The organism is Catenibacterium sp. RTP21428st1_D7_RTP21428_210409, from assembly GCF_040227455.1.
Lineage (GTDB): Bacteria > Bacillota_I > Bacilli_A > Erysipelotrichales > Coprobacillaceae > Catenibacterium > Catenibacterium mitsuoka_A.
Genome location: NZ_JBEHVX010000012.1, coordinates 26,457 through 37,642, shown reverse-complemented (window position 1 = coordinate 37,642; position 11,186 = coordinate 26,457). Strand labels below are relative to the sequence as shown.

Annotated in this window: 12 protein-coding genes, 1 riboswitch and 1 other annotated feature; of the genes, 6 read left to right on the top strand and 6 right to left on the bottom strand. The window is 34.9% G+C overall.

Translation table 11 applies throughout. From position 1 onward, the window contains the following. Positions 1–219: 219 nt before the first annotated feature. A complete protein-coding gene (locus tag ABUA27_RS03370) occupies positions 220–1,410 on the bottom strand; it encodes an acetate/propionate family kinase (RefSeq protein WP_349820228.1) in 1,191 nt (396 codons plus the stop codon). 99 nt (positions 1,411–1,509) lie between these two features. Further along, positions 1,510–1,611: riboswitch (TPP riboswitch) on the top strand. Between the two features lie 45 nt (positions 1,612–1,656). Here ABUA27_RS03370 and ABUA27_RS03365 point away from each other — a divergent pair. Next, positions 1,657–2,202, top strand: a complete 546-nt coding sequence (locus tag ABUA27_RS03365; protein WP_022424243.1) for an energy-coupled thiamine transporter ThiT — start codon at positions 1,657–1,659, stop codon at positions 2,200–2,202. Between the two features lie 86 nt (positions 2,203–2,288). On the opposite strand, the gene ABUA27_RS03360 is transcribed toward ABUA27_RS03365, so the two are convergent. From ABUA27_RS03360 to ABUA27_RS03345, 4 genes are read right to left on the bottom strand one after another with little or no spacing between them, the layout of a single operon-like run. After that, the gene (locus ABUA27_RS03360) at positions 2,289–2,813 is read right to left on the bottom strand and encodes a flavodoxin family protein (RefSeq protein WP_129980845.1); all 525 of its coding nucleotides are present in this window, start codon (positions 2,811–2,813) and stop codon (positions 2,289–2,291) included. Between the two features lie 25 nt (positions 2,814–2,838). Further along, positions 2,839–3,144: an AzlD domain-containing protein gene (locus ABUA27_RS03355; protein WP_349820227.1), complete on the bottom strand. Its 306-nt coding sequence runs from the start codon at positions 3,142–3,144 to the stop codon at positions 2,839–2,841. After that, positions 3,141–3,344 carry a hypothetical protein gene (locus tag ABUA27_RS03350; protein WP_349820226.1) on the bottom strand — a complete coding sequence of 68 codons (204 nt, stop codon included), beginning with the start codon at positions 3,342–3,344 and terminating at the stop codon, positions 3,141–3,143. Before ABUA27_RS03350 ends, ABUA27_RS03355 begins: the two co-directional genes overlap by 4 nt. Before the next feature lie 36 nt (positions 3,345–3,380). Further along, the gene (locus ABUA27_RS03345) at positions 3,381–3,905 is read right to left on the bottom strand and encodes a hypothetical protein (protein WP_349820225.1); all 525 of its coding nucleotides are present in this window, start codon (positions 3,903–3,905) and stop codon (positions 3,381–3,383) included. Between the two features lie 350 nt (positions 3,906–4,255). Between ABUA27_RS03345 and glmS the strand changes: the two genes are divergently transcribed. The 5 genes from glmS to ABUA27_RS03320 all read left to right on the top strand — a co-directional run bounded on the left by glmS (position 4,256) and on the right by ABUA27_RS03320 (position 10,430). After that, positions 4,256–6,055 (top strand): glutamine--fructose-6-phosphate transaminase (isomerizing), encoded by a 1,800-nt coding sequence (gene glmS / locus ABUA27_RS03340; protein ID WP_287844698.1) that lies wholly within the window; start codon positions 4,256–4,258, stop codon positions 6,053–6,055. Positions 6,056–6,130: 75 nt separating this feature from the next. Then, on the top strand, positions 6,131–7,378 hold the full coding sequence (locus tag ABUA27_RS03335; RefSeq protein ID WP_349820224.1) for a hypothetical protein: 1,248 nt from the start codon (positions 6,131–6,133) through the stop codon (positions 7,376–7,378). A 109-nt stretch (positions 7,379–7,487) separates the two neighbouring features. Continuing rightward, positions 7,488–7,688: a binding site (T-box leader), on the top strand. A gap of 49 nt (positions 7,689–7,737) precedes the next feature. Further along, positions 7,738–8,706 carry an ABC transporter substrate-binding protein gene (locus ABUA27_RS03330; RefSeq protein WP_129980840.1) on the top strand — a complete coding sequence of 323 codons (969 nt, stop codon included), beginning with the start codon at positions 7,738–7,740 and terminating at the stop codon, positions 8,704–8,706. Between the two features lie 13 nt (positions 8,707–8,719). Next, positions 8,720–9,643 (top strand): ABC transporter permease, encoded by a 924-nt coding sequence (locus tag ABUA27_RS03325; protein WP_129980839.1) that lies wholly within the window; start codon positions 8,720–8,722, stop codon positions 9,641–9,643. Further along, the gene (locus ABUA27_RS03320; RefSeq protein ID WP_022425417.1) at positions 9,636–10,430 is read left to right on the top strand and encodes an ABC transporter ATP-binding protein; all 795 of its coding nucleotides are present in this window, start codon (positions 9,636–9,638) and stop codon (positions 10,428–10,430) included. The genes ABUA27_RS03325 and ABUA27_RS03320 overlap by 8 nt, the downstream gene beginning before the upstream one ends. 84 nt (positions 10,431–10,514) lie before the next feature. On the opposite strand, the gene greA is transcribed toward ABUA27_RS03320, so the two are convergent. Then, entirely contained in the window at positions 10,515–10,994 is a 480-nt protein-coding gene (gene greA, locus ABUA27_RS03315) for a transcription elongation factor GreA (protein ID WP_022425416.1), read from the bottom strand. Positions 10,995–11,186 lie beyond the last annotated feature (192 nt).

Below are 11,186 nucleotides of genomic sequence, written 5' to 3'. Positions count from 1 at the left end.
CATGAATGATATCGCATCGTTCATCGAGCCCTGAAATCTGTCATTCATCAAGTTTTTCATAAACTTTTGACTCTACCCAACCTATCGAATATCATAGCAAAAAACAGGTGAAATGTACATAAACCTCACCTGTTTTTTCCTAAATAAAGCCTTTTTAAGTTATTGTTTTGTTTTTGTATTAAAAAAATGAGCATCGCCTTAAAGCGATGCTCACTTATTTTATAAGTTTAATAATTCTTTTGTATCTCTTGCAATCACTAATTCTTCATCAGTTGGTACTACGAATACCTTGATCTTAGATTCAGGTGCAGAAATTAATCTTTCACCATGACCTTCTACATTAGCCTTATCATCTAATACGATGCCTAATGCTTCTTTTATTAGATTAATAATTGCTTCTCTTGCGATAAAGCTGTTTTCACCAATACCTGCTGTGAATGAAATTGCATCAACATGTCCAAGTTCTACAAAATAAGAACCAATATAATCAGCAACACGTTTTCTAAACATGTTAAAAGCTAATTCGGCTCTTTGGTTACCAGCATCTTTTGCATCAATGATATCTCTCATATCACCAGACACTCCAGATACACCTAATAAACCAGATTCCTTATTCAACATCTTGAATACAGTCTTCATATCATATCCAAGATTTTCAATTAAGTGGTCTACAACAGATGCATCAATATCACCAGAACGAGTTGCCATCATGACACCAGCAAGAGGTGTAAGACCCATTGAAGTATCAATAGATTTACCATCCTTTACAGCACAAAGTGAAGCACCTGCACCTAAATGACATACAATAATATTAGCATGCTCAGGGTTGCCTAATAATTCCTGAGTACGCTTTGATACATAGTAATGAGAAGTACCATGTGCACCATATTTTCTAACTTTGTTTTCTTCATAGAACTTATATGGGATTGGATAAACTGCATTTTCAGGCTTAATAGAGTGATGGAATGCTGTATCGAATACTACAACAGCACCTGCAGTAGGAATAGCTTCCTTAAATGCTTTGATACCAATAATATGTGCAGGGTTATGAAGTGGTGCAAGTGGTGATAATTCATCAATCTTAGCGATCACATCATCATCTACAACACAAGACCCATCAAAATAAGGACCACCTTGTACAACACGATGACCAATACCCTTGATTTCATCTAAATGTTCAACAATCTTCTTTTCAATTAATGTATCAAGTAATACTTGTACTGCTTCCTTGTGAGTAGGAACTGCAAAGACCTTCTTATCTTTAGTACCATTATACTTGATAGTGAAGATTGAATCTTCCATACCGATTCTTTCAATAATACCAGAAGTGATAACACTTTCAGTATTCATTTCAAATAACTGGAACTTCAATGAAGAACTTCCACAGTTAACTGCTAAAACTTTTGACATGCTTATATCCTCCTAAACACCCCTATTATAATCAGAAACCCCTAACATTTCTACTATAAATTTAGATTACGTGACAAAAAGAATGTTCTGTAATATAATCATTACTGCCAGGGGCGCATTTATTGCTGAGATAGGTGAAAGCCTTGTCCCTTAGCATCTGATCTGGGTAATACCAGCGTAGAGAGGCCGTACTTTTTTAGTGACTTCTTTGCGTCATCTTAGTCATTAGAAAGGGGAGATTTATAAATGAATAAGAAGACATTATCCACTAGAGCAATTGCTTATGTTGCGTTATTTATCGCTATGCAGTTAGTTCTAGAAGTACTATTTAAGGTGATTCCAGGACAGCCACAGGGTGGTTCTATTACTTTAAGTTTATTACCAATCGTACTTGCAAGCTATTTAATGGGTGCACAGTATGGAATTATTGTCGGTGTTGGTGCCACTGCTATGCAGTTTGTATTAGGTCTTGCTTTATATTATGGACCTTGGTCTGTTGTATTAGACTATCTTGTACCATTATCAGCACTTGGTATTGCAGGCTTTATTCCTAATTTTAAATCAGGCAAGACTGAAGTTTATACAGGTATTTTTGTAGGAATGATTCTTAAGTTCATTTCACATTTATTATCTGGTGCTGTATTATTTGCAAGCTATGCACCTAAGAACATGAACCCTTGGGTTTATTCATTCTTATACAACATTGGTTATAATGTAGGTACACTTATTTTAACTTATGTAGTATTTGCACTTATTTATCCAAAACTTCAGAAAGCATTTAAGGCTATTTAACAGTGGGAAACCACTGTTTTTTTCAATTAAAAAAGAACGTATAGTTTCTATACGTCCCTTCAGCAAACGGGAATTTGGTGTGTGCTTTATAAATTTTTTCCGATCCACTCAAGTTCGTTCATGGAATCCTTATTTTTTTCAAGTTCATCTCTGGCTGTTGCGTAATATGATTTTTTGAAAAGCATATCCCATGAAAGATATTTTGCCATACAGTCAAACTGCTTATCAATCAGCTCATACTGGATACTGCCTACGGGAGAACCACCTACAACAATTGTACCAACTTTTTTGTTTTTTAACTGCAATCCACGGCAGTAGCACTTATCAATGATAAGTTTCAATTGTGCTGACACTCCCCACCAATAAACTGGTGTAGCAAAAAGAATCATATCTGCGACAGCAATTTTATCAATTGCAGAATTTGTATCATCCTTATCGACGCATCCCTTAGAGCATTGACAGACACCACATCCCTTGCATGGTGCAATGTTGAGTTTGTCAGGTTCAATGATTTCAATTTTATTCTTTTCTGATGCTCCTTTTATAAATGCATTGATTGCTGCCAGCGTATTTCCTTTTCTGGCACTTCCATTAATGATTACAATTTTCATGCGTATATCCTCCAACTTCCGATTTTTAAATCGGAAACTGCACAATATAAGATGCAAGTATGGCTGCAACAGCCACAAATACAAGTCCTTTTCCCTTATAACTAAAAAATACTGCAACTAGAATACCTGCACATGATTCTACTAAGTTTGGTGTAGAGTTAAAGACACCTGGAAAAGTCAAAGCTCCTAATACTGCATAAGGCAAATAATAAAGAGCTGAATTAATAAACTTAGATGTAATCTTCTTTCTAAAGAAAGTAAGTGGTAGAAAACGAGGCAGATAAGTAAAGAGTGCCATCACCAAGACAGCTAGTATCTGATATCTTGTCATGCTTCATCCTCCCTTGGAAATAACCAGGCTCCCATACATGTCGCAATGAGTGTTGCACTAATAAGACGTACACCAGTACTCATGACATTAAATAATGGCACATAAGTAAAGGGTGTATGAACTCCAATAGAAAAGGCAACAGGGAAGTATCCTAATGCGATTGGAATACTTTTCTTCATTCCTTTCATTATTTCATTCATGTTTCATCACCACGAGTATCATAGCACAAATAGAACTTAAAATAAGTGTTCTATTATGAATTTTCTAATTTCTTCTTGATCATCACAGACGTTATAGAATGGTTTACGACAATCCAGTCTTTGAATATCTACTGTACGTAAATCAGTTAACTGCATTCTAGAATGCGTAATCATCCCATGGTCATCTAGGACTGTTAAGTCCTTTTCAAAGTGTGGATTGACTGGTGATGATTCTTTTTTTATGGATGTACAAGGTATAATTAACATCTTATAGCCTAAATCTTTTACAACATAACACCAATGCCCATCCATGAGTTCCTTAGCAAATCCCCTACCGATATTAAAATAAGCCATCTGATGTTCTTTTGGACGCTTATGGACGTGATAATAAGTATCCGATGGTGAACCATCCTTTACAAGTGAACAATAGAAATAAGATAACTGACTTGTTTGATGTAATAAAGAACGTGAATATTTCTCTGCATCATATAAGCCACTCTCATCTAACTTCTTTAAGTATTTCTTCATTTCTTCAATATTTCCTTCTAGATCTTCTTTCATATAAAAATCCCCTCCTACTTATATATATACTTTTAATTTTTTTATATTTCTCCCTAATTTATATATAAAATTATATATAGTTTTCATATTTTTAAAATGTCAACATTGTTGATTGATTTATCACATATCAAGCATATAATAGACACAGTTAAGATAAAGTGATATTAAAAATAGCGCCAGGACTTGTATAAGTTGACGAGGACTAGATTAATCGAACTATTCGGCGGATGGTCTAGAGGCATAGTACTGCCTAAGCGATGAACAAAAACATTGAGTGATCAATGAACAGATTTCATCAGGTACTCCTTTGTTTTAACGTTTTTATTCCACAAAACAAGGAGGACAAGATTATGTGTGGTATTACAGCTTATTGTGGCAATGGTGAAGCCCTACCTTTCTTAATGCAGGGACTCGCAAAATTAGAATATAGAGGATATGACTCTGCAGGTGTAACAGTATTAAATAATGTACTTACAACTGTAAAATGTAAAGGTCGTTTAAAGAACCTTGAAGAAAAGTTAAAGGATCACGAGATGACTGGTCATGTAGGTATTGGTCATACAAGATGGGCAACTCATGGTGTCCCTTCTAACTTAAATTCACATCCTCATACAAATCCAAGTAACACTATTTCTATTGTACACAATGGCATTATTGAAAACTATAGAGAATTAAAGGATATTTTGTTAGAAAAGGGTTATTCATTCCAAAGTGAAACAGATTCAGAAGTTGTTGTTATGTGTTTAGACTATTTCTATGAAGGAGATCTTCTAGAAGCAGTAAAGAAAACATTAAACTGTATTGATGGAAGTTATGCTTTATGTATTGTTTCTACAGAACACCCTGATGAAGTTGTTGTTGCGAAAAAGGCAAGTCCATTAGTTATTGGACATACTGAAGATGCAAGTGTGGCAGCGAGTGATATTCCAGCTTTACTTGCTTATACTAAAGATGTTTATTTCTTAGATGACTTAGAAATGGCTGTATTAAAGAAAGACAGCATTACTTTCTATAATAAAGATGGTAAAGAAATCACTAAAGAAATGACTACTATTCCTTATGATATGGAAGCGGCTCAGAAGAATGGTTTTGATACATATATGTTAAAGGAAATCAATGAACAGCCTCATGTTATTCAAGAAACTTTAAGAGGTCGTATCTTTGAACATTCAATCGTATTAGATGAATTAAAAGATGTTGATTTCAATAAGTTTAATAAGGTTTATTATGTTGCATGTGGTACTGCTTATCATGCAGGATTATGTGGAGCATCTATTCTTGAACGTGCAACACGTTTACCAGTTCTTACTCAGGTAGCAAGTGAATTCCGTTATAATGATCCAATCATTGATGAAAAGACATTATGTATCTTTGTATCACAGTCTGGTGAAACAGCTGATACTCTTGCTGCATTAAAACTTGCTAATGAAAAAGGATGTACAACTATTGCTGTGACTAACGTCTTAGGTTCTACAATTTCTAGAGAGGCACAGCATACACTTTATACTTGTGCAGGACCTGAAATTGCAGTTGCATCTACTAAAGCTTATACAACTCAGTTAGTATTACTTACTTTAATCGCATTATATATTGCAGATAAAAGAGGAGATACTGTAGATACTGATTTAATGGAACAGTTAAATAACCTTCCAGAATATGTATCTAAGTTAATTGATGATGAAGCAATCTTCGAAAACTACGCAAAAGCATTGAAAGATAAACATGACTGCTACTTTATTGGTAGAAGTTTAGATTATGCAAGTGTATTAGAAGGTGCTTTAAAGCTTAAGGAAGTTTCTTATGTACATGCTGACGCTTATATTGCTGGTGAATTAAAGCATGGGCCTATTGCCTTAATTGAACCAGGTACTGTAGTAATTGCAGTAGCCACTCAGCCTCATGTTGCAGCTAAGACTATTTCTAATATTCAAGAAACAATCGCAAGAGGTGCTGAGGTCATCCTATTTACTGTAGAAGGACAGGAAGTCAGTGGTGTAGAAAACATCTATTACTTACCAAATATCAATCCTTTATTACAGAGTGTACTTGTAGCTATCCCATTACAGCTCATTGCATATCATACAGCATGTATTAAGGGTTGTGATGTAGATAAACCTCGTAACCTTGCTAAATCAGTGACTGTAGAATAACGAACGGAGAACTCCGTTCGTTTTTTCTTCACATCAATAATAAAAAAATGTATAATATCTCGTAGGGGTGATAATGTGGAAGAATCAAAAGTAAAAGATTTAACGGCTTATAAGAACCGTTTCGAAGAGGATGCCTCTTCATTCAGCGAATTCCAGGCACGTGATTTCGTTAAAGAATTAAAGAATCAGGGTAAGACTGATGAAGCTATTGAAGTAGGAAGAACATTCCTTGAAATGGCACCAGAATTAAAAGGATATATCAATTATTTTGGCTATGCTCTTTATAATAAGTATATCAACATCGATGATGAAGAAATTTCTAAGAACGAAAGTTTATTCTATGGTATCTTAGAAGAAATTGCTAAATATTGTAAGCAGGAGAGATATTCTCCACTTGAAGCTGCAGTCAATAAGGCTATTAAACATGTATTAAAGGCTGATCCAGTAGACTATAAGAAGTTATCTGAATTATTAGACTACTTAGATGCACCTACTCTAGAAGATAAACCATTTGTAAATAAAGATGGTAAAGAATTCGAAAGTAAGAAAGAGAAATGGTATCGTATGAAAGTACGTGCATTATATGAACTTGAATCATATAGAGCATGTGTTGAAACTGCGAACATTGCTTTCACTTATAACTTAAAGTGGCATTATAACAACCTTAATTGGGTTAAATATTATCGTGCAAGCTCTCTAGTTGAACTTGGACGTTATGAAGAAGCTGAAAATGAATTCATCGCTTTACAGGGTCATTTCAATGCAGTAGATTCATTTGAAATCCTTTATAAGCTTTATATGAATACAAATCGTGAAGATGATGCTTATACACTTCTAATCGATAAATTCTTCAAGGGTGGATTCGATTATAAGAATATCGAAGATTATAAAAAGATTTCAGCAATGGCAAAGGCTAAGGGTCAGGATAAGGCTCATGCACTTGCAGAATGCCTCATTAAGAAGCTAGAAGAAGAAAATGGTAAAACATATGAAGCTGATGCTGATTTAGCTGATTATGCTGATTTAACTGCCAGCGATGCATTTGATCGTGTATATAGTGAAGTTGTTTATCATCTAGAAAACTACATTACTCGTCATGAAGGTAAAGTAGTATTCTACAATCATGATAAGAATTTTGGTAGTATCTTCCAGGATGGTGAAGAAAACTTATTCTTCAGACAGGCTGATTTCCTTGATGATGAAGAAGTTGAAAAGTATGACGTTGTTGAATACAGCGTAATTAAGACTTATGATAGAAAGCGTCAGCAGATGAGTTCTAAGGCTGTCCTTTTAAAAGTTCTTTACGAAGAAATCAACTACTAAGAGCAGAAATATCTGCTCTTTTTTCTTATATTTCTTTTTTGTTTTTTCCCTAACTTTTAAAAGTTTTATTTGACTTTTCCTTAATATTTCTATATTATATTTTTATATTATAAAAACAGAGAAATGACATAGTAAAGAAATGTGAGGCATAAGAGATATGATGGCTGGTGCGAATCATACGCAGACATTCTTGAATTCACCATGGAGTTGGAAGTACAAAATACTTCCCGGGTTGCCCGTTATCGCTATTTAGTGAGGTTAGTCTATGACTAATGAACTAGAGGTGGTACCGCGATAATTCGCCCTCTTGGGGTGAATTTTTTTGTTTTTAGGGGAAAGAAAAAAGGGAGGAATCTATTATGAAGAAGTTTGTATGTGGTTTAATGGCAGTCGGTCTAGCATTAACTGGCTGTGGTAGTCAGTCTAGCACTAAAGATAAGGCTGATGTAAAAGTTGGAGTCATCCAGTATATGCAGCACGATGCATTGGATGCATCATATAAGGGATTTAAGGATACTCTTGTAAAAGCAGGTTATAAAGCTTCTAATATTACTTTAAAGAATGCCAGTGGTGAAAACTCTAACTGTGAAACTATTGCAGAAAGCTTAGTGAACGATGGAAATGATTTAATTTATGCAATTGCAACTCCTGCAGCTCAGGCTGTTGTAAAGAAGACTAAAGATATTCCAGTTGTTGTATCTGCTGTTACTGATCCAGCTGGCAGTAAATTAGTAAAATCAAATAAAAAACCTGGTGGAAATGTGACTGGAGCAAGTGATTTAACACCAGTTAAAGAACAGATTAAATTATTAAAACAGATTATGCCTAACGCAAAGACTGTTGCAGTTATGTATGCAGGTAATGAATCTAACTCTGAAATTCAGGGTAAGATGGCTGTCAAAGAAATCAAAGCTCAGGGTATGACACCATTAGTAAAGACTGTTTCTGAATCTAATGAAATCCAGTCAGTTACTGATTCTATTGTAGGTAAAGCAGATGCTTTATATATTCCAACTGATAACCTACTTGCTTCTAACATCCCAGCAGTTGTAAAAGTAACTGATCAGGCTAAAATCCCTGTTATTGTTGGTGAAGAAGGTATGTGTGCTAAAGGTGGTTTAGCTACTTATGGTATTGATTACTATAACTTAGGTAGTATCGCTGGTAAGCAGGCTATTAAAATCTTAACTGGTAAAGGTAAACCAGCTACTATGCCTATCGAATACTTAAAAGCGAGCGATTGTAAATTAAAGGTCAATAAAGCTCAGATGGAAAAACTTGGTATTAAAGTTCCACAGGAAGTATTAGATAAGGCGGAACTTATTTAAGGAGTGAATGAGAATGTCTTTATTTTTAGCATTACAAAGTGCGACTTACCAGGGTGTCTTATGGGGCATCATGGCAGTTGGTGTTTATATTACATTTCGTCTGTTAGATATTGCAGATATGACATGTGATGGTTCTTTCGCAACAGGAAGTGCTGTATGTGCTGTTATTCTTACAAATCATGGTAATCCAATCGTTGCGATTCTTGCTGCAACTCTTGCGGGGGCTTTAGCTGGATTTGTGACTGGTTTATTACATACTAAATGTAAGATTCCTGCTATCCTTGCTGGTATTCTTGCACAGTTAGGCTTATATTCTATTAACTTACGTATAATGGGTAAATCAAATATCCCATTACTTCAGACAGAAAGCTTATATGACTGGGGACCAATGGTTGGTTTAACAGTATCTCAGTCAACACTAGTTGTAGGTGTTATTGCAGTAACTATTGTGATTGCCCTACTCTATTGGTTCTTTGGAACTGAATTAGGTAATGCATTACGTGCGACTGGTAATAATGAACAGATGGTAAGAGCTGTTGGTGTCAATACTGATTATACTAAGCTACTTGGTTTAGTGATTTCAAATGCCTTAATCGCCTTAAGTGGTGCCATGGTCGGTCAGTCAGTTGGTTATGGTGATGTCAAGATCGGTATGGGGGCAATCGTTATGGGTCTTGCTTCTATCGTTATTGGTGAAGTTATCTTTGGTCGTTATGGCAGTTTCTTAAAGAGACTCATTGCGATTATTGTTGGTTCAATTATTTATCGTATTATTATCGCCATTGTTATCCAGTTAGGTTTATCAACTGATGACTTAAAGCTACTCACTGCATTTATTGTAGCTCTCGCATTAACTATTCCAGTATTAATGGCAAATAGAAAACAGACTGCAAACTATAAGAAACTTACAAAAGAGGTGGATGAGAAAAATGCTTAAGATTGAACATGTATCAAAAACATTTAACCTTGGCACTATTAATGAGAAGAAAGCCTTGATTGATATTAATCTTCAATTAGATGATGGAGATTTCGTTACTGTTATTGGTGGTAACGGTGCTGGTAAATCCACTTTAATGAATATGATTGCAGGTGTTTATCCTATTGATTGTGGTCATATTAAACTAGATGATAAAGATATTTCTTTGTATCCAGAATATAAACGTGCAGGTCTTATTGGTCGTGTATTCCAGGATCCGATGATGGGTACTGCAGCTGATATGCAGATTGATGAAAACCTTGCAATGGCTAAAAGACGTGGTCAAAAGCGTACTTTAAAGTGGGGTATCAAGAAAGAAGAAAAGAAGTTGTATTATGACCTCTTAAAGACTCTAAATTTAGGTCTAGAAGAGAGAATGACAAGTAAGGTAGGTTTATTATCAGGTGGACAAAGACAGGCCTTAACACTATTAATGGCGACTGTCACAAAGCCTAAGATTCTCTTACTTGATGAACATACAGCCGCTCTTGATCCAGCAACAAGTGCTAAGGTATTACTTTTGACTAATAAGATTGTCACTGAACAAAAGCTAACAGCAATGATGGTTACTCATGATATGCAGCAGGCTATTGATGTAGGGAATAGATTGATCATGATGTATAATGGTCAAATCATCTATGATGTAAAAGGTGAAGAGAAAAAGAAATTAACTGTTCCTTTCCTACTTAAGAAGTTTGAAGAAGCAAGTGGCAGTGAATTTGTGAACGACAGAATGTTGTTGAAATAATGAAAACATCCCAACTATATCGAGTTGGAATGTTTTTTTGTGCAGTAAAAAAGAACACCTCCCAAGAAGTGTCCTTTCATACCATTAATATTTAATATCTACAATTTCAACATCATAAGGTTTTGCAACACCGACTGTTACAACATCACCAATCTTATGAGTCATTAATGCTTTCGCAAGTGGAGATTCATTAGAAATCTTACCATGTAATGGATCAGTTTCTGTAGAACCTAAGATTGTAAATGTATCAGGTTCAGGATTTTCTTCAGATAAATCAAGAACTGTTACAGTAGCACCTAAGTTTACAACATGAGTATCTACCTTAACATCAGAACCAATGATAACTGCATTCTGCATCATTACTTCTAATTCTTTGATTCTTTCTTCAATACGAGCCTGTTTATCTCTTGCTGCATCGTAGTCAGCATTTTCTGATAAGTCACCCTGGCTTCTTGCAAGCTTAATTTCTTCAATGACTGCTGGTCTTTCAACATTAATAAGGTTTTCTCTTTCAGCTTTTAGCTTTTCAAAACCTTCTCTACTAATTTGCACTTTTTTATCCATTTCTTTCACCTCGTATACGTAAATCTGACTACTCCCACGGGTGAGCCCGTGGGGTTCTTACTGTCAAGTTTAGCTTATAATCGTACATCATTTTCAGACTTTGGAATACAAGTTTAAATCTATTTAAGTAAGAACTTTTATTACCAAGCAGTCCAACGACCACATTAACGGTAAATTTCTATCTTATGATAA

Excerpts from the sequence above, each read along its gene's own strand:
- ABUA27_RS03370 (WP_349820228.1), bottom strand. The coding sequence starts at position 1,410 with ATGTCAAAAGTTTTAGCAGTTAACTGTGGAAGTTCTTCATTGAAGTTC.
- ABUA27_RS03365 (WP_022424243.1), top strand. The coding sequence starts at position 1,657 with ATGAATAAGAAGACATTATCCACTAGAGCAATTGCTTATGTTGCGTTA.
- ABUA27_RS03360 (WP_129980845.1), bottom strand. The coding sequence starts at position 2,813 with ATGAAAATTGTAATCATTAATGGAAGTGCCAGAAAAGGAAATACGCTG.
- ABUA27_RS03355 (WP_349820227.1), bottom strand. The coding sequence starts at position 3,144 with ATGACAAGATATCAGATACTAGCTGTCTTGGTGATGGCACTCTTTACT.
- ABUA27_RS03350 (WP_349820226.1), bottom strand. The coding sequence starts at position 3,344 with ATGAATGAAATAATGAAAGGAATGAAGAAAAGTATTCCAATCGCATTA.
- ABUA27_RS03345 (WP_349820225.1), bottom strand. The coding sequence starts at position 3,905 with ATGAAAGAAGATCTAGAAGGAAATATTGAAGAAATGAAGAAATACTTA.
- glmS (WP_287844698.1), top strand. The coding sequence starts at position 4,256 with ATGTGTGGTATTACAGCTTATTGTGGCAATGGTGAAGCCCTACCTTTC.
- ABUA27_RS03330 (WP_129980840.1), top strand. The coding sequence starts at position 7,738 with ATGAAGAAGTTTGTATGTGGTTTAATGGCAGTCGGTCTAGCATTAACT.
- ABUA27_RS03325 (WP_129980839.1), top strand. The coding sequence starts at position 8,720 with ATGTCTTTATTTTTAGCATTACAAAGTGCGACTTACCAGGGTGTCTTA.
- ABUA27_RS03320 (WP_022425417.1), top strand. The coding sequence starts at position 9,636 with ATGCTTAAGATTGAACATGTATCAAAAACATTTAACCTTGGCACTATT.
- greA (WP_022425416.1), bottom strand. The coding sequence starts at position 10,994 with ATGGATAAAAAAGTGCAAATTAGTAGAGAAGGTTTTGAAAAGCTAAAA.